Origin of the sequence: Streptomyces sp. NPDC096323, assembly GCF_040302845.1 — a bacterium.
GTDB lineage: Bacteria > Actinomycetota > Actinomycetes > Streptomycetales > Streptomycetaceae > Streptomyces.
Genome location: NZ_JBEOSI010000001.1, coordinates 605,244 through 627,664, shown reverse-complemented (window position 1 = coordinate 627,664; position 22,421 = coordinate 605,244). Strand labels below are relative to the sequence as shown.

15 protein-coding genes are annotated in these 22,421 nt (G+C 70.0%); 10 read left to right on the top strand and 5 right to left on the bottom strand.

Annotation, left to right across the window (positions count from 1 at the left end; all coding sequences use genetic code 11):
- Window positions 1-6: 6 nt before the first annotated feature.
- Window positions 7-1,197: an ROK family protein gene (locus ABTX18_RS02785; protein ID WP_352120921.1), complete on the bottom strand. Its 1,191-nt coding sequence runs from the start codon at window positions 1,195-1,197 to the stop codon at window positions 7-9.
- Between the two features lie 264 nt (window positions 1,198-1,461).
- Window positions 1,462-3,579: a cupredoxin domain-containing protein gene (locus ABTX18_RS02780; RefSeq protein ID WP_352120920.1), complete on the bottom strand. Its 2,118-nt coding sequence runs from the start codon at window positions 3,577-3,579 to the stop codon at window positions 1,462-1,464.
- A gap of 643 nt (window positions 3,580-4,222) precedes the next feature.
- On the opposite strand from ABTX18_RS02780, the gene ABTX18_RS02775 reads away from it, so the two are divergent.
- From ABTX18_RS02775 to mmpA, 3 genes are all read left to right on the top strand, one after another.
- Window positions 4,223-5,230, top strand: coding sequence for a multicopper oxidase domain-containing protein (locus ABTX18_RS02775; protein ID WP_352120919.1), 1,008 nt, complete (start codon window positions 4,223-4,225; stop codon window positions 5,228-5,230).
- An 81-nt stretch (window positions 5,231-5,311) separates the two neighbouring features.
- Window positions 5,312-9,349: a ThuA domain-containing protein gene (locus ABTX18_RS02770; RefSeq protein ID WP_352120918.1), complete on the top strand. Its 4,038-nt coding sequence runs from the start codon at window positions 5,312-5,314 to the stop codon at window positions 9,347-9,349.
- Between the two features lie 146 nt (window positions 9,350-9,495).
- On the top strand, window positions 9,496-9,639 hold the full coding sequence (gene mmpA / locus ABTX18_RS02765; protein ID WP_352120917.1) for a morphogenic membrane protein MmpA: 144 nt from the start codon (window positions 9,496-9,498) through the stop codon (window positions 9,637-9,639).
- A 59-nt stretch (window positions 9,640-9,698) separates the two neighbouring features.
- Here mmpA and ABTX18_RS02760 read toward each other — a convergent pair whose 3' ends face one another.
- A complete protein-coding gene (locus ABTX18_RS02760) occupies window positions 9,699-10,889 on the bottom strand; it encodes a saccharopine dehydrogenase family protein (protein WP_352120916.1) in 1,191 nt (396 codons plus the stop codon).
- 213 nt (window positions 10,890-11,102) lie between these two features.
- Here ABTX18_RS02760 and ABTX18_RS02755 point away from each other — a divergent pair, with 213 nt between their 5' ends.
- From ABTX18_RS02755 to ABTX18_RS02740, 4 genes are read left to right on the top strand one after another with little or no spacing between them, the layout of a single operon-like run.
- Entirely contained in the window at window positions 11,103-12,263 is a 1,161-nt protein-coding gene (locus tag ABTX18_RS02755) for a CaiB/BaiF CoA transferase family protein (protein ID WP_352120915.1), read from the top strand.
- A complete protein-coding gene (locus ABTX18_RS02750) occupies window positions 12,263-13,405 on the top strand; it encodes an acyl-CoA dehydrogenase family protein (RefSeq protein ID WP_352120914.1) in 1,143 nt (380 codons plus the stop codon). The genes ABTX18_RS02755 and ABTX18_RS02750 overlap by 1 nt, the downstream gene beginning before the upstream one ends.
- A gap of 47 nt (window positions 13,406-13,452) precedes the next feature.
- Window positions 13,453-14,667 (top strand): acetyl-CoA C-acetyltransferase, encoded by a 1,215-nt coding sequence (locus ABTX18_RS02745; protein ID WP_352120913.1) that lies wholly within the window; start codon window positions 13,453-13,455, stop codon window positions 14,665-14,667.
- Between the two features lie 32 nt (window positions 14,668-14,699).
- Window positions 14,700-16,907 (top strand): 3-hydroxyacyl-CoA dehydrogenase NAD-binding domain-containing protein, encoded by a 2,208-nt coding sequence (locus tag ABTX18_RS02740; protein WP_352120912.1) that lies wholly within the window; start codon window positions 14,700-14,702, stop codon window positions 16,905-16,907.
- A gap of 56 nt (window positions 16,908-16,963) precedes the next feature.
- Here ABTX18_RS02740 and ABTX18_RS02735 read toward each other — a convergent pair whose 3' ends face one another.
- Window positions 16,964-17,695: a MerR family transcriptional regulator gene (locus tag ABTX18_RS02735; protein WP_352120911.1), complete on the bottom strand. Its 732-nt coding sequence runs from the start codon at window positions 17,693-17,695 to the stop codon at window positions 16,964-16,966.
- A 101-nt stretch (window positions 17,696-17,796) separates the two neighbouring features.
- Here ABTX18_RS02735 and ABTX18_RS02730 point away from each other — a divergent pair, with 101 nt between their 5' ends.
- Both ABTX18_RS02730 and ABTX18_RS02725 read left to right on the top strand, forming a co-directional pair.
- Window positions 17,797-18,273 (top strand): macro domain-containing protein, encoded by a 477-nt coding sequence (locus ABTX18_RS02730; protein WP_352120910.1) that lies wholly within the window; start codon window positions 17,797-17,799, stop codon window positions 18,271-18,273.
- A 111-nt stretch (window positions 18,274-18,384) separates the two neighbouring features.
- Window positions 18,385-19,266, top strand: coding sequence for an oxygenase MpaB family protein (locus ABTX18_RS02725; RefSeq protein ID WP_352120909.1), 882 nt, complete (start codon window positions 18,385-18,387; stop codon window positions 19,264-19,266).
- Between the two features lie 37 nt (window positions 19,267-19,303).
- Here ABTX18_RS02725 and ABTX18_RS02720 read toward each other — a convergent pair whose 3' ends face one another.
- The gene (locus ABTX18_RS02720; RefSeq protein ID WP_352120908.1) at window positions 19,304-20,359 is read right to left on the bottom strand and encodes a LacI family DNA-binding transcriptional regulator; all 1,056 of its coding nucleotides are present in this window, start codon (window positions 20,357-20,359) and stop codon (window positions 19,304-19,306) included.
- A gap of 275 nt (window positions 20,360-20,634) precedes the next feature.
- On the opposite strand from ABTX18_RS02720, the gene ABTX18_RS02715 reads away from it, so the two are divergent.
- Window positions 20,635-22,380 (top strand): BCCT family transporter, encoded by a 1,746-nt coding sequence (locus ABTX18_RS02715; RefSeq protein WP_352120907.1) that lies wholly within the window; start codon window positions 20,635-20,637, stop codon window positions 22,378-22,380.
- Window positions 22,381-22,421 lie beyond the last annotated feature (41 nt).

The window sequence follows — 22,421 nt, the reverse complement described above, 5'->3', positions numbered from 1 at the left end:
AGTGTGTCAGGCCGGCGAGAAGACGTGGTCGCTGATCAGCCGGGTGGCGCCGACGACACCGGCGACCTGTCCCAGTTCGCCCGGCACGATCGGCAGATTGCCGGTCGCCAACGGCAGCGACCGGTGATAGATCTGGGCGCGGATGCTCGCCAGGAGGCTGTGGCCGAGACCGGTGAGCCCGCCGCCGATGACCACCAGGCCGGGGTTGAAGAAGCTGACGAGGCCGGCGAGGACGTGACCCGTGCGCGTTCCGCCCTCCCGGATCAGGTCCTGGGCGGCTGTGTCCCCGGCGCTCGCGGCTGCCGACACGTCCTTCGCGGTCAGCCGCCCGGCCGACGCGAGTCGTTCGGCCAGTGCGGCCGAGCCGCCGGACCGGGCGAGTGCCGTCGCGTCGCGCGCCAACGCGTTCCCGCCGAAGCAGGCCTCCAGGCAGCCGGTGTTGCCGCAGGGGCACCGGGGCCCGTCCGGCTCCACCTGGATATGACCGATGTCGCCCGCGCTTCCGGTCACACCCCGGCGGACCTCGCCGTCGACGACGATGCCACAGCCGATCCCCGTACCCAGCTTCACATACAGGAAGTCGCGCACGGACCGCGCGGCGCCTGCCTGTTGTTCGCCCAGCGTCATCAGGTTCACGTCGTTGTCGACAAGGACGGGGCAGCCGAGTTCACGGCTCATCGCCTCACGGACCGGGAAACCGTTCCACCCGGGCATGATCGGAGGCGCCACGGGGACACCCTCCGGGAATCGGACGGGGCCCGGCACACCGATCCCGGCACCGTCGAAGTGCTCCACCGAGGTCGTCCGGCGCAGCCGGCCGACCAGCGCCAGCACCTGCTCGAGGACCGCGCCCGGGCCGTCGCGCACATTCAGTGGTGCGGCCAGGTGGCCGATGATCTCCAACTCCGCGTTGCTGACCGCGACATCCACGGAGGTGGCGCCGATGTCCACACCGAGGAAACGGAACGAGGGGGCGACCCGGACATTGTGCGAACGACGGCCGCCGCGGGAGGCGGCGAGGCCGTCCGGGACGATCAGCCCTGACTCCACCAGCCGCTCGATCTCGAACGCGAGCTTGGAACGCGAGAGCTCCACCAGACCGCCCAGAGCGACCCGGGACTGCGGCCCGCGGTCCCGCAGCAGGCGGAGCAGGTGGGCCTGATGCAGATTGGCGGGCCGGACCGTCGAGCTCCTCACGCCGCCCCCGTGGTGGTAAATGCCGTGCCACCGGCCGAAGTTGGGCTCGGGTCGCGTCGGACGGTAGCACCGTGCTGCCCGTGGGGAAAAGATACTTATGCGCCGAGTCGCAGAACCTTCCATCGGCCACGGGCAAAGCCGGTGTGCGGCAGACCGGTTCGGCGCCGGCTCTTGTGCGGGCAGGCGGCCGGACCCGGCGGGAGGAGTGTTCGGACTCCACCCACCGGGCCCGGTGCGCTGCTCGCGTCGTCCTGCCGGATCGGCTCAGCGGCCGTCAGGACCGCGATCCCGCATACCGACGTCGGACTGGGCGGCGGCCTTCTTGATCGCCGCGGCCTCGCGCTGGTCGACGACTCCTTGCTTCCGCAGTGCGTTGACGATGTCCCCGACGTGGGAGACGAACGTGCCGTGGCTCTTCCAGGCCCGGTGGTCCGCGATCAGCTCGTTGATCGTGCAGCCGTTGGTCGTGACACGGTTCGGGACACCGGTGTTGACGAGGCCGGTGAACACCGTGGGCCGGTCGTCCGTCTCGGCGCAGCCGGCCGGCGGCCTGCCGTCGACGACCGTGAGGGACAGTGACTGCGGCGTGGACGTGTTGCCGGCCTTGTCACTGGCCCGGTAGAGCACGGTGTGGCTCCCGGACTTGGTGATCGCCACCGGGCCGGAGTACCCGAGGTAGGGCCCGCCGTCGAGCGAGTACTCGATACCGGCCACGCCCGACTCCGTGTCGGACGCGGTCACCGTCACCGTCGCGCTGCCGACGTACGCACCGGCGTCGTCCTTCGTCCCGGACACCGATGCCGACACCTCCGGCGCGGTCCGGTCCTCGGGCGGGGCGGCCACGACGGTGAACTTCACCGACTGCGCGGCCGATGTGTTGCCCGCCCGGTCGGTCGCCCGGAAGGCGAGGGTGTGCTGTCCTGCGGTGTTCACGGTGACGGGGGCGGTGTACGGCTTGTACGCGGTGCCGTCGAGTGCGTATTCGATGGTGTCGATGCCCGATTCGGTGTCCGAGGCGGTGACGGTCACGGTGGCACTGGAGACGTACTCTCCGGCGCTGTTCTTGGTGCCGGTGACGGTGGCGGAGGTGTCGGGTGCGGTGGTGTCCTTGGGCGGGGCGGCCACGACGGTGAAGGTGACGGACTTGGCGGTGGAGGTGTTTCCGGCCTTGTCGGTGGCTCGGTAGGTCAGGGTGTGCTGTCCTGCGGTGTTCACGGTGACGGGCGTGGTGTACGGCTTGTACGCGGTGCCGTCGAGTGCGTATTCGATGGTGGCGACGCCGGATTCGGTGTCCGTGGCGGACAGGGTGACCGTCGCGGTGTCGACGTACTCTCCGGCGTCGTTCTTCGCTCCGGCGACGGAGGCCGAGACCGCGGGTGCGGTTTCGTCCTTGGGCGGGGCGGCCACGACGGTGAAGGTGACGGACTTGGCGGTGGAGGTGTTTCCGGCCTTGTCGGTGGCCCGGTAGGACAGGGTGTGCTGTCCTGCGGTGTTCACGGTGACGGGGGCGGTGTAGGGCTTGTACGCGGTGCCGTCGAGTGCGTATTCGATGGTGTCGATGCCCGATTCGGTGTCCGAGGCGGTGACGGTCACGGTGGCACTGGAGACGTACTCTCCGGCGCTGTTCTTGGTGCCGGTGACGGTGGCGGAGGTGTCGGGTGCGGTGGTGTCCTTGGGGGGTTCGGGTGCGGCGACGGTGAACGTGACCGACTTGGCGGTGGAGGTGTTTCCGGCCTTGTCGGTGGCCCGGTAGGACAGGGTGTGCTGTCCTGCGCTGTTCACGGCGACGGGCGTGGTGTACGGCTTGTACGCGGCGCCGTCGAGTGCGTATTCGATGGTGGCCAGGCCCGATTCGGTGTCCGTGGCGGTGACGGTCACGGTGGCACTGGAGACGTACTCTCCGGCGCTGTTCTTGGTGCCGGCGAGGGACGCGGACGCCTCGGGCGCGGTGGTGTCCTCACCGGGGGCGGCCGTGACGACCAGCTCGCCCGCCATCATCTGGTGGCCCGGCATGGCACAGAAGTACCGGTAGACGCCGGGCGTGAGCGTGACCTCCGCCGTGTGCCTGCCGCCGTCCGCGTCGAAGGGGCTCGCCAGGATGTTCAGGCTGACATCGTTGTTGTAGTCGCCGTTCGCCGAGTCGAACGTCAGCGTGTGCGTCAGCCCCGTCGTGTTGCCCGTCGCCGCGCTGCTCTCGAACACGATGGTCGTCTTGCCCGCCACCGCGGTGGCGGGAGCCGACGTGTACTTGGTGTAGTCGTCGCCGGCCGTCCAGGTGAGCACCTGGTTCGCGGCCGCCGGCTCCGCCGGGCCGTTCACCGCCGCGTACGCGGCAGGAACGGCCAGGGCGAACGCGGTGAAGATCACGGCCATCAGTGCCATCAGCGCCGGATGCTCACCGAACCGGTCACGTAGCGCGGACAGCGCAGATCTTGAGGGGGGCGGATCCGTCTGGTCATGGAGCAGTCTTCTGGACACTGCTGCACCTTTCGGGAAATCGCTGGTGCGGCACCGCATAGGACTCACGGCCCCGCCTGCTGGACGTTTCGTCGCCGGGATGAGCGCGTTCCGAGGTACGAGTGGCTGCACACCGGACCGGCAGGCCGGTCCGAGCGGGAGGGTGCGCGCAGCCTCTTTACAACGTGGCAACGTCGGGAAGCTAGCGGTTCTTTTGACGGTTCGCCAAGACCTATGACGAGAATCCAACCAACTTTGACCTGAGTCTGGAAAAACTGGATGCCTGGCCGTTACGGTGTCCAGCGTTCCGAGGTGAATCCCTCCACCCAGTCGGTCCGGTCCCGGCCGCGGCCGGCCCATCGAGCCGAGTCAGAGCTCACGTCAGGTCCTGGCCCAGTCCGACCGCCGCCGTCCGAAGCCCGGTCCGGCGACCGTCCCGCCCTCGGCGGGACCACATGCCAGGCGCACCACGCGTACCGCCGTGACACGGCAGCTGCCGTCACCGGCGGCTCAGACCACGACCACGAAACGACCGCGTGCACCTTCGCGTTTCGAGGATTGGAGAGCGATGTTCGACTCAGACGCAGGCTTGAGACGCCACTTCTCCCGGCGGGCGTTCGCCACCGGGGCGGCAGCCGCGGCGGTCGTGCCCACCGTGCTGGGCGCCACCGCGGCCGTATCGAAGGACAAGCCCGCCCAGGGCAACGGGCAGGGGAACAACAAGGGCACCGTCCGTGAGCTGACCCTGTACATGGAGAAGCTGCCGAACGGGGAGATGGGCTACGGCCTCGAGCCCGGCAAGGCGTCGGTTCCCGGCCCCCTCATCGAGCTGACCGAGGGCGACACGATGAACATCGAGGTCGTCAACAACCTGGACGTCGCCGCGAGTCTGCATGTGCACGGTGTGGACTACGACGTGGCGAGCGACGGAACCAAGATGAATGACAGCGTTGTCGAACCGGGTGGCCGCCGGACGTACGTCTGGCGCACCCACGCCCCGGGGCCGAACCACGACGGCACGTGGGAGACGGGCAGCGCCGGCTACTGGCACTACCACGATCACCAGGTGGGCACCGAGCACGGCACGGGAGGCCTCAAGAGGGGCCTGTACGGGGCCGTCGTCGTACGCCGCAAGGGCGACGTGCTGCCCGACAAGCAGTTCACCGTGGTGTTCAACGACATGACGATCAACAACAGGGCCCACCACGACGTCCCGACGCTCAAGGCCGTCGTCGGCGAGCGGGTGGAGTTCGTCGTCATCACGCACGGGGAGTTCTTCCACACGTTCCATGTGCACGGACACCGCTGGGTCGACAACCGCACCGGCATCATGCAGGGCCCCAAGGACGAGACCCGTGTCATCGACACCAAGACCGTCGGCCCGGGGGACTCCTTCGGCTTCCAGGTCGTGGCGGGCGCCCGGGTCGGCGCGGGCAACTGGATGTACCACTGCCACGTCCAGAGCCACGCGGACATGGGCATGGTCGGGATCTTCCAGGTGGCCGACGCCGACGGCAACGTCCCCGGCGGCGGGATGGACGGGATGGCCGGGATGGAAGGCATGGCCCACCACTAGCGCACCCCCCGCATCACTTCCCGAGAACAGGACATGGCCCCATCCCCTGATCGCTCTTCCGGATCGAGTCAAGGAGTAAGCATGGGCAAGAGAGACCCGTTCACATGGTCGAGGAGACGCGGAGCCCCGCCCGCGCCGGGCGGGCGACCGGGGCGGCGGGTACGCCCGTGGCGCCGTGCGGTCGTCATGCTGTCCAGCGCCGCACTGAGCGTCGGGCTGTCCACCCTGCCCGCCGTACAGGCGCAGGCGAAGCCGGCCGACAGCGCAGGCGAGCAGGCCGTCGCGGCCGACTCCACGGTGAACGTGCTGGTCTTCCACGGACCTGCCGCCGAACAGGACGACCCGGTGAAGAAGGCCGCGGCCGCGATCGAGAAGCTCGGCTCCCAGAACGGATTCAAGGTCGTCGAGTCCGAGGACGCGAGCGTGTTCAACGCCGCGGACCTCGCCGACTACCGCGGCGTGGTGTTCCTGTCGGCCGACGGTGTGACGCTCAGTGCCGAGCAGGAGGCCGCGTTCAAGGCGTACATCAGTGACGGCGGCGGGTTCGTCGGCGTGCACGACGCCGCACGGGCCCAGTCCGACTCGTCCTGGTTCACCGGGCTGATCGGCACCCGCCCGGCGCTGGGCCTGCCCGACGCCGAGAAGGTCGTCGAGAGCGCGGCCAGCGCGGACAACCCGCCCAACGAGTCGAAGGACAAGCTGTTCGACGGCAAGAACGACACCAAGTGGCTGACCTTCGACCCGACCGGCTGGGTCACCGCGAAGCTGGACAAGCCCGTCGCCGTCGTCAACTACGCGCTGACCTCGGGCAATGACTTCACCGGGCGCGACCCCAAGGACTGGAAGCTTCAGGGCTCGGACGACGGCAAGACGTGGAAGACCCTGGACACCCGGAGCGGCGAGACCTTCACCTCGCGCGGCCAGACCAGGCAGTTCCAGTTCACCAACAAGGACGCCTACCAGAACTACCGGCTGGAGATCACCGCGAACAGCGGTGAGCCGCTGATCCAGCTGGCCGAACTGCGGCTCTTCAGCGCCAACCCGACGCCGCCGCAGGACTCCAAGGTCCAGCAGGCCGTCGTTGACGTGACGGACCGTCAACACCCGGCCAACAAGGGGCTTCCCCTCAACTGGACCCGCTCCGACCAGTGGATCAACTGGGACCCCAGCCCCATCGGCAGGGTCCACACCATCGCCCAGGTGGAGGAGAACACCTACAAGCCGGGCCTCAGCGCCAACGGCCCCTTCCACCCGGTCTCTTGGTGCCGTGACTACGAGGGTGGCCGGTCCTTCTACACCGGCATGGGGCGCACCGAGGAGAGCTACACGAGCGACCCGAAGTTCCAGGGCCACCTCCTCGGCGCCATCGAGTGGACCACCGGCATGGTGCGCGGTGACTGTCAGGCCACCATCGCGTCCAACTACACCACCGAGCGGCTGACCGCCCAGAACCAGGCGGGCAAGCTCGACCAGATCGGTGAGCCGCACGGTCTGACCATGGCCCCCGACGGCAAGGCCTTCTACATCGGCAAGGCGGCCTGCCCGTCCGGAGCGATCGTCGACTGGAAGGACCCCAAGGTCGGCCTGGGCTGCGGCACCATCCACCAGTGGGACCCCAAGACGAAGAAGGTCAAACTGCTCACCACGCTCGACGTGATGGGCAACCGGGGCAGCGGCGACGAACTGGTCAAGAACGAGGAAGGCCTCATCGGCATCACCCTCGACCCGAAGTTCGAGAAGAACGGGTGGATGTACATCTTCTGGATGCCGCACGACTCGATCGACCGGGACAAGCGGATCGGTCAGCGGACGGTCTCCCGGCTCACGTACGACTTCAAGTCCGACTCCATCGACCAGGGCACCCGCAAGGACCTGCTGCACTGGGACACCCAGATCCACAGCTGCTGTCACGCCGGTGGCGGGATGGACTTCGACAAGGACGGCAATCTCTACATCGGCTCCGGTGACAACAACTCCTCGGGCGGCTCCGGAGGTTACTCCGGGAACAACTGGACCGAGGACTACAAGGGCGTCTCCTTCCAGGACGCCCGCCGCACGGCCGGCAACACGAACAACCTGAACGGGAAGATCCTGCGGATCCACCCCGAGCCGGACGGCACGTACACCATTCCCCCGGGCAACCTCTTCCCGCCGGGAACGGACAAGACCCGTCCCGAGATCTATGTGATGGGTGTCCGCAACATCGCCCGGCTGTCCATCGACCCGGAGCACAACTGGCTCAACGCCGGCTGGGTCGGCCCCGACGCGGGCGCGCCCGACCCGGAGCTGGGTCCGGCCAAGTACGAGACGGCCACGGTCATCACCTCCGCGGGCAACCAGGGCTGGCCGTACTGCATGGGCAACAAGCAGCCCTACCGCGACCGCAGCAGCACCGACGCCAAGGAGCTCACCGGCTGGTACGACTGCGACCACCTCAAGAACGAGTCGCCGCGCAACACCGGTCTGACGGACATCCCGGCGGCCCGCGACAACATGATCTGGTTCTCGCCCCAGGGCGGCGGCCCGGTCTACCCCGAGCGCTCCGACGGCAGCGGCCTGCCCTCGTACGTCGAGAGCGAGGCCACGTACACGGAGCCGTACTTCAAGGGCGGCGGCCAGGCCGTCATGTCCGGTCCGACCTACCACCGCTCCCAGGTCGACACGGAGAGCGGCGGCGCCTGGCCGGCGTACTGGGAGGACAAGTGGTTCATCGGCGACGAGTCCAACGCCAACAACCGTGTCGCGGTGACGGTCGACCCGGACCGCGTCAAGGACGCGGGCGCGCCGGCCTTCGGTGAGGACCTCCGCAGCATCATCGCGCCCGGCGGCGGCGCCACCCAGCTGCAGAGCTGGATGGACGCCAAGTTCGGTCCCGACGGTGCCCTGTACATGCTCGACTACGCGGGCGGCTTCTTCAGCCTGCACCCCAACCAGAAGCTCGTCCGCATCAGCTACCACGGTGGCCCGGCCACCCCGAACCCGCAGGCCGCGGGGGCGCGCGTGGTGACGCAGAGCAAGCCGAAGACGGTGGCGTTCTCCGACACCCGGGTCGGCGGTGTGGCTTGGGAGTGGGACTTCGGCGACGGCAGCGCGCCCTCGCACGAGGTGGCTCCGACGCACACCTACGCCGACTACGGCACGTACCACGCGAAGCTGACGGTCACCTACGCCGACGGTGAGAAGGCCACCGCGACGATCGACGCGAAGACCGGCTGCTCCGCCCCGGACGCGCGCAAGACCGTGAGGCTGCTCGACACCGACACGGGTGTGGCCAACCACACGGCCGGTGGCGGCTGCACCGTCAACGACCTGATCGACGACGAGGCGTCCTGGCCGAACCACGGCCAGTTCGTCAGCCACGTCAGCGGTGTGGTCAACGACCTCCGCAAGGAGGACGTCCTGGACAACAAGGAGGCGTCGGCGATCGGCAAGGCCGCCGCGCAGAGCCCGATCGGCAAGGTCGCCGGATACCACCCGCTCTTCGACGGGACGGCGGCAAGCCTGGCCGACTGGCGGCAGGCGGGGCCGGGGAAGTTCTCGCTCCAGCCCGACGGCACCCTGCGCAATTCCGGCGGCATGGGGATGCTCTGGTACGCCAAGAAGGAGCTCGGGGACTTCTCGGTGAGACTCCAGTTCCGGGACGTGGCACCGGGCACCGCCAATGCCAACACGGGCGTCTTCATCAGGTTCCCGGACCCACGGACGCCCCTGGCCGACCGCCCGGCCGGCAGCTGCGGGACGGTCGGTTCGGCCCGCACCGCCCAGGAGTGGCTCGCCGTCTTCTGCGGACAGGAGATCCAGATCTACGACGGAGTCGGGGGCGAGGCCCAGAAGACCGGCTCGGTGTACAACTTCAAGCCGGTGGGTCTCGACAAGGCGGGGGTGACCCCGAAGGGCCAGTGGAACGACTACGAGATCCGTGCGGTCGGACAGCACTACACGATCATCCGCAACGGTGTGGTGATCAACGAGTTCGACAACACACCCGGCAAGGCGTCGTCCCGGGCGGGTGACCCGCCCACGGACCTGCGCCAGTTCCTCAGCGGGTACATCGGCCTGCAGAACCACAGCAACACCGACCTGGCCGAGTTCCGCAACATCCGGGCGCGGAGCCTCTGACAGGACGCAGTGGGCAAGCACGTGGGGGTCGCGGCCGCGAGGCCGCGGCCCTCCGCGTTCAGCAGTCAGGTGACCGGCGTGATCGGACGCCGACCTGAGTATCCGTACGGATGGCGCCCGCTGATCATGGTCGGCAGTCTGGACACATGAACGCATCTCGCTCGAACGCCCGAACCGCTCCCCTGCACCCCGCTCAGCGCCACGTGGCGGTGGGCATGCTGATCGGGGGCGCGGTCGGCCTCGTCTGGGCCGGGGCGATGCTCTACACCCTGGCCTCCTGGATCTTCTAGCCCGCCCCGGGCTGCGGGAGCGTCAGCGGTCTTTTGGCCCGCCCCGGGCTGCGAGGGCGTCAGCGCACGTCCGCCACCCGGAAGCGCAGACCGGCGCCGCGCAGCCGCTCCAGCAGCGCGTCTCCCATGGCGACCGCCGTCGTGACCTGCCCGGCGGTCGGCGGCAGTTCGTCCAGTGCCAGGCACAGCGCCGACTCCGCCAGCATCTTCGCCGTCTCGCCGTAGCCCGGATCGCCGCCCGAGACCTCGGTGAAGACCCGGCGGCCACCGCCCTCGCCGACGAACCGGACCGTGAACCAGCTTCGGTCGCGGCGCGTCTCGTCCGGGCCGGACCCGGGCTCGTAGCGATCCATCAGCCGGCTCCGTACCGCCGGAACCTGGGCCGCGCCGAACAGCGCCCCCAGCGCCGCGGTGCCTGCCAGGGCCACCGGGAGATGCTTCACCGAGGCGTAGTGCCGGTAGCGGAAGTCGGGGCCGTAGCGGGGGAGTGCGCGGGCCGAGCGCCTCACGATCTGCGCGTCGAGCGTCGGCAGGGGCAGCGCCCAGGTGCCGGTCTCCGTGCTGAAGCGCGGTACGCCGAGCGGGGCGGCGGCGCGGCGGGCGACCAGCCGGGGCTCGTGCAGCCGGCGTTCCCTGGCGGCGCTCACCATCTGCGGGCCGCGGCTCATGGCGGTGAGCGCGGAGGCGAACGTACCGCCCGAGAAGGCGGCGTTGGAGCGGACGAATCCGTCGATGCGCAGCGGCACGTCCTCGGGCAGTTGCCGGACCGTGAAGTACACACCCAGATCGTGCGGTACCGAGTCGAAGCCGCAGGCGTGCACGATCCGGGCCCCGGTCTCGCGCGCCCGGGCGTCGTGCTCCAGATACATCCGGTCGGCGAACTCCGGCTCACCCGACAGATCCGTGTAGTCCGTCCCCGCCTCGGCGCAGGCGGCGACCAGCTTCTTCCCGTACCAGATGTAAGGCCCGACGGTCGTGGCCACCACATGGGTGGACTCGGCCAGTTCGCGCAGCGCCTCCGCGTCGTCCGCGTCGGCGCGCAGCAGCGGGAGGTCCGCGCAGTGCGGATGCAGCGCGGTGAGCCGGTCGCGCAGCTGTTCCAGTCTGGCGCGGCTGCGACCCGCCAGGGCCCAGCGGCAGCCGTCCGGGGCGTGGGCCGCCATATATGCGGCGGTGAGTTCACCCACGAAGCCGGTGGCGCCGAAGAGGACTACGTCATAGGGGCGTGGTGCCCCGCTCTGCCTGTTCACGAGTGCCTCCGCGAGGGCCGCGCCGATGTGGCAGGCAGAGGGTAGCGGAGCGGTACGTGGCGCTGCGCCGCCGGGGAGGCCGCGTGCGAGAGGATCAGCCACGAAAGCCACCAAAAAACTAAGCGCTTGCTCGCCCCCAGGGGTTGTGCGGAGCGCGGTGCGTTCTTAGCATCATCGATGTTACATCGGTTGTGTCACACCGCTGGGGGCTCGATGGCAACGACAGGGAACGGCTCGGACGGTCCGCGCGGTCCGCTGGCCGGGGTGCGCGTGGTCGAGCTGGCGGGCATCGGGCCCGGCCCGTTCGCCGCGATGCTCCTGGCCGATCTGGGCGCCGACGTGGTGCGGGTCGACCGGCCCGGCGGGGCCGGCCTGGGCATCGATCCGGCCGGCGACCTCACCAACCGCAACAAACGCTCCGTCCTCGTCGACCTCAAGGCCGCGACCGGTCCGGACACCGTCCTGGACCTGGCCGAGCGCGCCGACGTCCTGATCGAGGGCTACCGCCCCGGGGTAGCCGAACGCCTGGGGGTCGGCCCGGACGCCTGCCTCGCCCGCAATCCGCAGCTCGTCTACGGACGGATGACCGGCTGGGGCCAGGAGGGGCCCCTCGCGGAGCGGGCCGGGCACGACATCGCCTACATCGCCGTCACCGGCGCCCTCTCCATGATCGGCACGGCGGGAGAGCCGCCCGTCGTCCCGGCCAACCTGCTCGGCGACTACGCCGGCGGCTCGCTCTACCTCGTCGTCGGCATCCTGGCCGCCCTTCAGCACGCCCGGACCCCCGGCGGCAGCGGACAGGTCGTCGACGCGGCGATCGTCGACGGCACCGCGCACCTCACCACGATGATCCACGGCATGCTGCAGGCCGGTGGCTGGCAGGACCGGCGCGGCTCCAACCTCCTGGACGGGGGCTGCCCGTTCTACGGCTCGTACGAGACCGCCGACGGCGCCTACATGGCGGTCGGGCCGCTCGAGAAGCGGTTCTACACGGAGTTCACCGAACTCCTCGGCCTCGCGGACACGGCCCCCGACCGGGGCGACCTCGGGCGCTGGGACGAACTACGCGCGCTCGTCGCCGCCCGGTTCCGTACCCGCACCCGGGCCGAGTGGACCGAGGTCTTCGACGGCTCGGACGCCTGCGTGGCCCCCGTCCTCTCGCTCCGGGAGGCACCCCGCCACCCGCACCTCGCCGCCCGCTCCACCTTCGTCGAACACGGCGGACTCACCCAGCCCGCGCCCGCGCCCCGGTTCTCGGCCACGCCCGCCTCGGTGCACAGCGGACCGGCCCTGCCGGGCGCGGACACCGAAGCCGTCGCCGCCGACTGGGGCGTACCGGCCCTGCGGACCACCCGGAAGGACACGACCGACTGATGCAGCGGCAGATCTTCACCGAGGAGCACGACGCGTTCCGCGAGACGGTCCGCACCTTCCTGTCCAAGGAGGTCCTCCCGCACTACGAACAGTGGGAGAAGGACGGCATCGTCTCGCGCGGGGCCTGGCGCGCCGCCGGCCGGCAGGGGCTGCTCGGCCTCGCCGTACCCGAGGAGTACGGGGGCGGGGGGAACACCGACTTCCGCTACAGCGCCGTCCTCGCCGAGGAGTTCACCCGGGCCGGTACCCCTGGCCTCGCGCTCGGCCTGCACAACGACATCATCGGCCCCTACCTCACCGGCCTCGCGACCGAGGAGCAGAAGCGGCGCTGGCTGCCCGGCTTCTGCAGCGGCGAGATCATCACCGCCATCGCGATGACCGAACCCGGCGCGGGATCCGACCTCCAGGGCATCCGCACCACTGCCGAGGACAAGGGCGACCACTGGCTGCTCAACGGCTCGAAGACGTTCATCTCCAACGGCATCCTCGCCGACCTCGTGATCGTCGTCGCGAAGACCACTCCGGACGGCGGCGCCAAGGGCCTCTCGCTGATCGTCGTCGAGCGCGGCGCGGAGGGCTTCGAGCGCGGCCGTAACCTCGACAAGATCGGCCAGAAGTCCCAGGACACCGCGGAGTTGTTCTTCCACGACGTGCGCGTCCCCAAGGAGAACCTCCTCGGCGAGCTCGACGGCGCCTTCATCCATCTGATGACCAACCTGGCCCAGGAGCGGATGGGCATAGCGGTCGCCGGGATCGCCGGTGCCGAGCACCTCCTGGAGATCACCACCGCGTACGTCAAGGAGCGCGAGGCCTTCGGGCGGCCGCTGTCCAAGCTCCAGCACATCCGCTTCGAGATCGCGGAGATGGCCACCGAGTGCGCCGTCACCCGGGCCTTCCTCGACCGGTGCATCGTCGACCACTCGGACGGGAAGCTCGACGCCGTACACGCCTCCATGGCGAAGTGGTGGGCGACCGAACTGCAAAAGCGCGTGGCCGACCGCTGCCTGCAACTGCACGGCGGCTACGGCTACATGACGGAATTCCCGGTGGCCAGAGCCTTCACCGACGGCCGCATCCAGACCATCTACGGCGGAACGACCGAAATCATGAAGGAGATCATCGGCCGCTCACTGCTCGCCTGACCCCGTTCGCCACCACACCGCGCCACCACCCTCGAAAGGCAGCTGTCTTGAGTACCGAAGCATTCGTCTACGACGCGATCCGTACCCCGCGCGGCCGCGGCAAGGCCAACGGGGCCCTGCACGGCACCAAGCCGATCGACCTCGTCGTCGGCCTGATCCACGAGCTCCGCGGCCGCTTCCCGGGCCTGGATCCGGCGGCCATCGACGACATCGTCCTGGGCGTGGTCAGCCCGCTCGGCGACCAGGGGTCCGACATCGCGCGCATCGCCGCCATCGCCGCCGGCCTCCCCGACACCGTCGCCGGAGTCCAGGAGAACCGCTTCTGCGCCTCGGGCCTGGAGGCCGTCAACCTGGCCGCGGCCAAGGTCCGTTCGGGCTGGGAGGACCTCATCCTCGCGGGCGGCGTCGAGTCGATGTCCCGCGTCCCGATGGGCTCCGACGGCGGCGCCTGGGCCATGGACCCGATGACGAACTACGAGACCGGCTTCGCGCCGCAGGGCATCGGCGCCGACCTCATCGCGACCATCGAGGGCTTCTCGCGCCGCGACGTCGACGAGTTCGCCGCCCTGTCGCAGGAGCGGGCGGCCGAGGCGTGGAAGGACAACCGCTTCGCGCGTTCCGTCGTCCCCGTCACGGACCGCAACGGCCTCGTCGTCCTCGACCACGACGAGCACATGCGCCCCGGCACCACCGCCGACTCCCTCGCCGCGCTCAAGCCGTCGTTCGCGGCGATCGGCGAGATGGGCGGCTTCGACGCGGTGGCGCTCCAGAAGTACCACTGGGTGGAGAAGATCGACCACGTCCACCACGCGGGCAACTCCTCCGGCATCGTGGACGGAGCCGCCCTCGTCGCGATCGGCTCGAAGGAGATCGGCGAGCGCTACGGACTCACCCCGCGCGCCCGGATCGTCTCCGCCGCCGTCTCCGGATCCGAGCCCACCATCATGCTCACCGGCCCCGCGCCCGCCACCCGCAAGGCGCTCGCCAAGGCGGGGCTCACCATCGACGACATCGACCTCGTCGAGATCAACGAGGCCTTCGCCGGCGTCGTGCTGCGCTTCGTCCGCGACATGGGGCTCTCCCTCGACAAGGTCAACGTCAACGGCGGCGCCATCGCGCTCGGCCACCCGCTCGGCGCCACCGGCGCGATGATCCTCGGCACGCTCATCGACGAACTGGAGCGGCGTGACAAGCGCTACGGCCTCGCCACCCTCTGCGTCGGCGGCGGCATGGGCGTCGCCACCGTCATCGAGCGTCTCTGACAGTTCCCCCTTCCTACGGAGAAGACAAGCAAATGACCGAGAGCACGACCATTCGCTGGGAACAGGACGAGACCGGCGTCGTCACCCTCGTACTCGACGACCCCAACCAGTCCGCCAACACGATGAACCAGGCCTTCCGGGACTCCATCGAGGCCGTCGCCGACCGCGCCGAGGCCGAGAAGGACTCCATCCGCGGCATCATCTACGCCTCCGCCAAGAAGACCTTCTTCGCGGGCGGCGACCTCAAGGACATGATCAGGATCGGTCCCGAGAACGCGCAGGCCGCGTTCGACGCCGGCACCGCGATCAAGAGGTCGCTGCGCCGCATCGAGACCCTCGGCAAGCCCGTCGTCGCCGCCATCAACGGCGCGGCCCTCGGCGGTGGTTACGAGATCGCCCTCGCCTCCCACCACCGCGTCGCCCTGGACGCCCCCGGCTCCCGCATCGGCCTGCCCGAGGTCACCCTCGGCCTGCTGCCCGCGGGCGGCGGCGTCACCCGCACCGTACGCCTCATGGGCATCGCCGACGCGCTCCTCAAGGTGCTGCTCCAGGGCACCCAGTACACGCCGGCGCGCGCCCTGGAGAACGGCCTGGTCCACGAGCTCGCCGCGACCCGCGAGGAGATGCTCGCCAAGGCCCGCGCCTTCATCGACGCGCACCCCGAGTCCCAGCAGCCCTGGGACGTCAAGGGCTACCGGATCCCCGGCGGCACCCCGTCGAACCCCAAGTTCGCCGCCAACCTGCCCGCCTTCCCGGCCAACCTGAAGAAGCAGCTCGCCGGCGCGCCCATGCCCGCGCCGCGCAACATCCTGGCCGCGGCCGTCGAGGGCGCACAGGTCGACTTCGAGACCGCTCTCACCATCGAGGCCCGCTACTTCACCGAGCTGGTCACCGGCCAGGTCTCGAAGAACATGATCCAGGCGTTCTTCTTCGACCTCCAGGCCGTCAACTCCGGCGCCAGCCGCCCCCAGGGCATCGAGGAGCGCCAGGTCCGCAAGGTCGCCGTCCTCGGCGCCGGCATGATGGGCGCGGGCATCGCCTACTCCTGCGCCCGGGCCGGCATTGACGTCGTCCTCAAGGACGTCTCCACCGAGGCCGCCGCCAAGGGCAAGGCGTACAGCGAGAAACTGCTCGACAAGGCGCTCTCCCGGGGCCGTACGACCGAGGCGAAGCGCGACGAGCTGCTCGCCCGTATCACCCCCACCGGCGACCCGGCCGACCTCGCGGGCTGCGACGCCGTCATCGAGGCCGTGTTCGAGGACACCGCGCTCAAGCACAAGGTGTTCCAGGAGATCCAGGACATCATCGAGCCGGACGCCCTGCTCTGCTCCAACACCTCCACGCTGCCCATCACGGTGCTGGCCGAAGGAGTCTCCCGCCCCGTCGACTTCATCGGGCTGCACTTCTTCTCGCCCGTCGACAAGATGCCGCTCGTCGAGATCATCAAGGGCGAGAAGACCGGCGACGAGGCCCTGGCCCGCGCCTTCGACCTGGTCCGCCGGATCAAGAAGACGCCGATCGTCGTCAACGACTCGCGCGGCTTCTTCACCTCGCGGGTCATCGGCCAGTTCATCAACGAGGGCGTCGCCATGGTCGGCGAGGGCGTCGATCCGGCCTCCGTCGAACAGGCCGCCGCCCAGGCGGGCTACCCGGCCAAGGTGCTCTCCCTGATGGACGAGCTGACGCTCACCCTCCCCCGCAAGATCCGCAACGAGACCCGCAAGGCCGTCGAGGACGCCGGCGGCAGTTGGGCGGCCCATCCCTCCGACGCGGTCATCGACCGGATGGTCGACGAGTTCGGCCGCCCCGGCCGCAGCGGCGGCGCGGGCTTCTACGAGTACGACGACGACGGGAAGCGCACCCGCCTGTGGCCCGGCCTGCGCGAGCACTTCGGGGGCTTTGGGGGCCGCTCCCCGGATGGACCCAGCACGAAACCGGACACGGACATCTCCTTCGCCGACATGCAGGAGCGAATGCTCTTCTCGGAGGCACTGGACAGCGTCCGCTGCCTGGAGGAGAACGTCCTGATCACGGTCGCCGACGCCAACATCGGCTCCATCATGGGCATCGGTTTCCCGCCATGGACGGGCGGCGTGCTCCAGTACATCAACGGCTACGAGGGTGGCCTGCCCGGCTTCGTGGCGCGCGCCCGGGAACTCGCCGCGCGGTACGGGGACCGGTTCCTGCCGCCCGCCCTGCTGGTGGCGAAGGCGGAGAAGGGCGAGACCTTCCACGACTGAGGACGCTGCCCCGGGCCGCACCACGTACGCGTGGGTGCGGCCCGTCAGCGTACGTACTACTCCGCCGCGAAGGCGGCCCGCAGCTCCTCCTTGAGCGAGCGCTGGAAGGCGGTCACCAGCGCCTGCAGGACGAGCGGCTGCATGTGGGCGGACAGCGACTTCATCGCCTTGAGGTGCTCAGGATCCGATTCCCGCTCCCGGTACGGGCTCCACACCTCGTCCTGGAACAGCCGGCTCAGCTCGTGCGCGGCGGAGCGGGTGTGCTCCAGCAGCACCGTACGGGCGGCGAGGATCGTCTCGTGCGCGATCGGCACGTCGAGCAGTTCCACACCGAGCCGCAGCAGCCCCGGATCCACCCGGTACACACCGTCGTCCGGCCCGGACCGCTCCAGCACGCCCATCGCGGCCAGCCGGTCGACGTCCTGCTCCGACAACGGCCGCCCCACGCGGCGTTCCAGCTCCGCGCGGGTGGCCTCCTCCGCCGCGTCGGGCGCCCACGACGCCACCAGGGCCCGGTGGATGGCCAGATCGTGGGGGCTCAGGTCTGGCGGCAACTGCTCGAGATAGCGTTCGATCGCGGCCAGCGTCATGCCCTGGTGCTGGAGCTCCTCGATGAGCGCGAGCCGGGAGAGGTGCTCGTGCCCGTAGTGCCCGACCCGGCGGGGCCCGATGACCGGGGGCGGCAGCAGCCCCCGGGTGCTGTAGAAACGGACCGTGCGCACGGTCACCCCGGCGCGCGCCGCCAGCTCGTCGACGGTGAGCGTCGGCTCCTCGCCCTCGGTCGCCATGTCCGCTCCCTCGTGTCCGCCCGCTCCGGTGCAACAGTATTGCTGTCTCACCAGTGATGTGAAAGATCCCGGTTGTCAGTGGGCGCGCTTAGCCTGACCCCATGTCCGAGATCACGTACGTACGCGGCGACGCGACCTCGCCCCGGGGCAAGGGCGTCAAGCTGATCGTCCATGTCTGCAACGACCTCGGTGGCTGGGGCAAGGGCTTCGTCCTGGCCCTCTCGCGCCGCTGGCCCGAGCCCGAAGCGGCCTACCGCCGGTGGCACCGGGAGCGCTCGGGCAACGACTTCGGCCTCGGCGCCGTGCAGTTCGTGCAGGTGACCCCGTACATATGGGTGGCCAACGCCGTGGGCCAGCGGGGGATGCGCACAGGAAGCAAGGGGGTCCCGGTGCGCTACGAGGCCATCGACACGGCTCTGGACGCCGTGGCCGGCCGGGCTCTTGAGCTGGGCGCCTCCGTCCACATGCCACGGATCGGCTGCGGGCTGGCCGGCGGCACGTGGTCCCGGATCGAGCCCCTGATCGAGAAGCGGCTGACCGGACGGGACATACCGGTGACGGTGTACGACTTCGACTGAGGCAGGGCCTTCTGGGGGGCCGGTGAGCATGGCTTCCTGCGCGCTCGCATACTGGAGGGCGCAGGAGCGGTGCGCCGAGCCGCGCGCCCGTCGACCTTCCGGGGGCACCGCATGAGCAGCGAGATACCCAGGGGCGCCGATCCGGTGCCGCCTCCGCCCGGCGGAGTGCTGTGGAGCATGTCCGGTGACGTCCGGGCCCTGCTGATGCTGCCGGCCGCCCTCACTCTTCAGGTGGCCCACCCGGCGGTCGGCGCGGGCGTCGACGAGCACTCCGTCTTCCGTACGGACCCCTGGGGCCGCGGGGAACGTTCCCTCAGCTCGCTCCAGCTCTGGGTGTACGGGGGCGAGCAGGCCGCCGAGGAGGGGCGCAGGCTCCGCAGGCTGCACCGGACGATCCAGGGCACCGATACCCGGGGCCGCCCCTACCACGCGCTCTCACCGGCGAACTACGCATGGGTGCACGCGACCGGATTCCCCGTGTACCGGCACGCCGCCCGCTATCTGATCCGGCCGCTCAGCCGGGAGCAGGAGCGGGCGCTGTACCGCGAGTGGCTCCAGGTGGGCCGGGTGCTCGGGATTCACGACCGGGACATGCCGCAGACGATCGAGGCGTTCTGGCCCTACTACCGCGGCATGCTCGCCGACGAGATCGAGCGGACGGTCGTCGTCGAGGAGCTCGTCGCCACCCGGACTCCCGTGCCGCCCCCGGACCGGGGCCCCCTGGCCCTGCGGCTGCTGCTGAGGGCCCTGTGGCCGGTGCTGCTGCCACCGCTTGCCCGGTTCCGCGGCTTCCTCACCGTCGGGCTCATGCCGCCGGACGCACGCGAGGCGATCGGCCTGGAGTGGACGGATGCCCAGGAGCGCAGGCTGCGGCGGTTCTGCGCCGTGGTGCGGGTCGTCGTGCCGGTGCTGCCCGAACGGCTGCGGTATCTGCCGCGAGCGCGACGGGCGCGGGCGGCCCACCGGCAAGCACGGCGGCGCGGACCCTGCTGAACGCGCTCGCCGGCCACCAGCCAGTCGCGCCGCGACCTCATGCCGAGGCGCGGCGGACCAGTTCGGTCGGCGTGATCACGGCGTCGGTTCCGGCATGACCGCCGCCGGGCCCGCCGTTGAGCCGCTCCATCAGCAGCCGGACCATCAACCGTCCCATTCCCTCCACGTCCTGACGAACCGTCGTCAGCGGAGGATCGGTGGCCTCGGCGACCGACTCCAGGTCGTCGAACCCCACCACGGCCACATCGTGCGGCACCCTGCGACCCTGCTCGCGCAGCACCCGTAGGGCGCCGGAGGCCATCAGGTCGTTGGCGGCGAAGACCGCGTCCAGATCCGGCCGCCGCTCCAGCAGCCGCGCCATCGCCCGGGCGCCGCCCTCGATCGTGAAGTCACCGTCCGCGACCAGGGCGGGATCGCCGTCGGGCAGCACGTCCAGGTAGCCGTCGATCCGGTCGAGCGCCGACGTCTGGTCGCGCGGGCCCGCGATGTGCGCCACGGTCCGGCGGCCGAGCGAGACCAGGTGGCGCACGGCCTCGCGGGCGCCGCCGCGGTTGTCGCAGTCCACATAGGGGACCGCGAGCGCGGAGGCGGCCCCCGGCCGTCCGGGGCGGCCACCGTAGACGGTGGGCACGCGGAACCGGCGGATGACCGAGGGCAGTTCGTCGTCGGTGTGCAGAGAGAAGGCGAGCGCCCCGTCGACATGGCCGCCGGCCAGATAGCGGGTGACCCGCTCGAAGTCCCCGCTGTCCTCCACCAGGAGCAGGACCAGTTGGGCGTCGTGCGCGCTCAGTTCGCGGCTGATGCCACGGATCTGCTGGGAGAAGAAGGGGTCGGAGAAGATCCGGGTCTCGGGCTCGTCGATGATCACGGCGACCGCTCCGTTGCGCCGGGTCACCAGGGTGCGGGCCGCCTGGTTCGGAATGTAACCGAGCTCCTCGACCGCCTCGCGCACCCGGTCCGCGAGCGGCTTCCGCACTCCCGTACTGCCGTTCACCACCCGGGAGGCAGTCGCCCGGGAGACCCCGGCGCGGGCCGCCACGGCTTCCAGGGTGGGCCGCGCGTCGTGAGGGGCATCGGGGATCGGACCGGGCAAGAGACGCTCCTCGAGGGCGCGGAATGAGGCAGAGACCGGCCGGGCCCGGCCGGTGCGGACCTCATCAGCCTAAGGGCTGCCACCGCGGACGGACCGCCGGGCGCGGGCAGACTCCGCCACCGGGTGCGCGGGGTCCTCCCCGTTGTGGACTCGTGGGCGACATATCGCCTCACAAACGGTCAAGCCGATACCGCTTGTTGATCCCCGCAGATGCACACCGCGTGTGGTACTGCCTACGGAGAGCGAATTTACAGCTTCCGTGAAAGGTGCCATTCGTGTCGCAGGACGATCAGAAAGCGGGCGGCAGGGGGGATCTGTCGGTGACGGCGGACCTGCCCGGCGATCCGCACCATGGCCGGCGCCCCACGACCGACCGGGTGGTGTTCGGCGTCACCGCGGTGCTCACCCTGGCGTTCGTGGTCTGGGGGGCCACGGCCACCGACTCGCTGGAGAACGTCTCCAGCACCCTGCTCAAGGGCCTCATCCACAACGGTGGCTGGGCCTTCATGCTGGCCGCCACCGGCTTCGTGGTCTTCGCCCTCTGGCTCGCCATCAGCCGCTACGGAAAGATCTCGCTCGGCCAGGAGGGTGAGGAGCCGGAATTCAGGACGGTCTCCTGGGTCGCGATGATGTTCAGCGCCGGCATGGGCATCGGCCTGATGTTCTACGGGGTCAGTGAGCCGCTGGCGCACTTCATCCACCCGCCCCCCGGCACCCGCCCCGCCGACGCCGCCGAAGCGATGCAGACGGCGATGGCCACCACCCTCTTCCACTGGACGCTCCACCCCTGGGCGATCTACGCGGTGGTCGGGCTGGCCATCGCGTACAGCACCTACCGGCGCCGCAGGCGTCAGACCATCAGCGCGGTCTTCGAACCGCTCATCGGTGCCCGCCACGCCCACGGCGGGTTCGGCCGGCTGATCGACATCCTCGCCATCTTCGCCACCCTCTTCGGCTCGGCCGCCTCGCTGGGCCTCGGCGCCCTCCAGATCGGCAGCGGATTCCACGAACTGAACTGGAAGGAGAAGACGGGCACCGGGCTGCTGGTCCTGATCATCGCCGTGCTGACCGTCGCCTTCGTGTTCTCGGCGATCTCCGGCGTGGAGAAGGGCATCCAGTGGCTGTCCAACATCAACATGGTCCTCGCCCTGATCCTCGCCGTCTTCGTGTTCATCGCGGGCCCCACGATCATCGTCCTCGACCTCCTGCCCACCTCGATCGGCGCCTACATCGGTGACCTGCCGCAGCTGATCGGACGCACCGAGGCGACCGGCCAGGGCGAAGTGGCCACGTGGCTGGGCAGCTGGACGGTCTTCTACTGGGCCTGGTGGATCTCCTGGACGCCCTTCGTGGGCATGTTCATCGCCCGGATCAGCCGGGGCCGGACGATCCGCCAGTTCATCGGCGGGGTCATGCTCGTGCCCAGCACCGTCAGCCTGGTCTGGTTCGCGATCTTCGGCGGTTCCGCGATCAGGCTCCAGGAGGCCGGCGAGCTGAACGGGGCGACCACACCGGAGGCCCAGCTCTTCGGCGTACTGCAGCAGTTCCCGATCCCCACCGTGATGAGCATCCTCGTGATGATCCTGGTCGGCATCTTCTTCGTCTCGGGCGCGGACGCGGCCTCCATCGTGATGGGCACCCTCTCCCAGAAGGGCATCCTCGAACCGGCCAAGTGGGTCGTCATCTTCTGGGGCGTCGTCACCGGCGCCGTGGCCGCGATCATGCTGCTCATCGGGAACGGCAAGGGCGATGCGCTGGCCGGCCTGCAGAACCTGACCATTCTGGTGGCCGCTCCCTTCACCTTCGTGATGATCGGCATGTGCGTGTCCCTGATGCGGGACCTCCGGGAGGACCCGCTGATCGTGCGCCGGGAGTTCGGCGTGGAAGCCGTCGAGTCCGCGGTCATCGAGGGGCATGCCAAGTACGCCGGCGACTTCGAGATCAGGATCGGCCCCGGCGGCAGCCAGGTCACCACCGAGCACCACGACAAGCCCGGGGGTTCGACCGCCGCGGACGACTGAACCGCGTCGTACCCGGTACGCGGCGGCCCGGCTCACCAGCC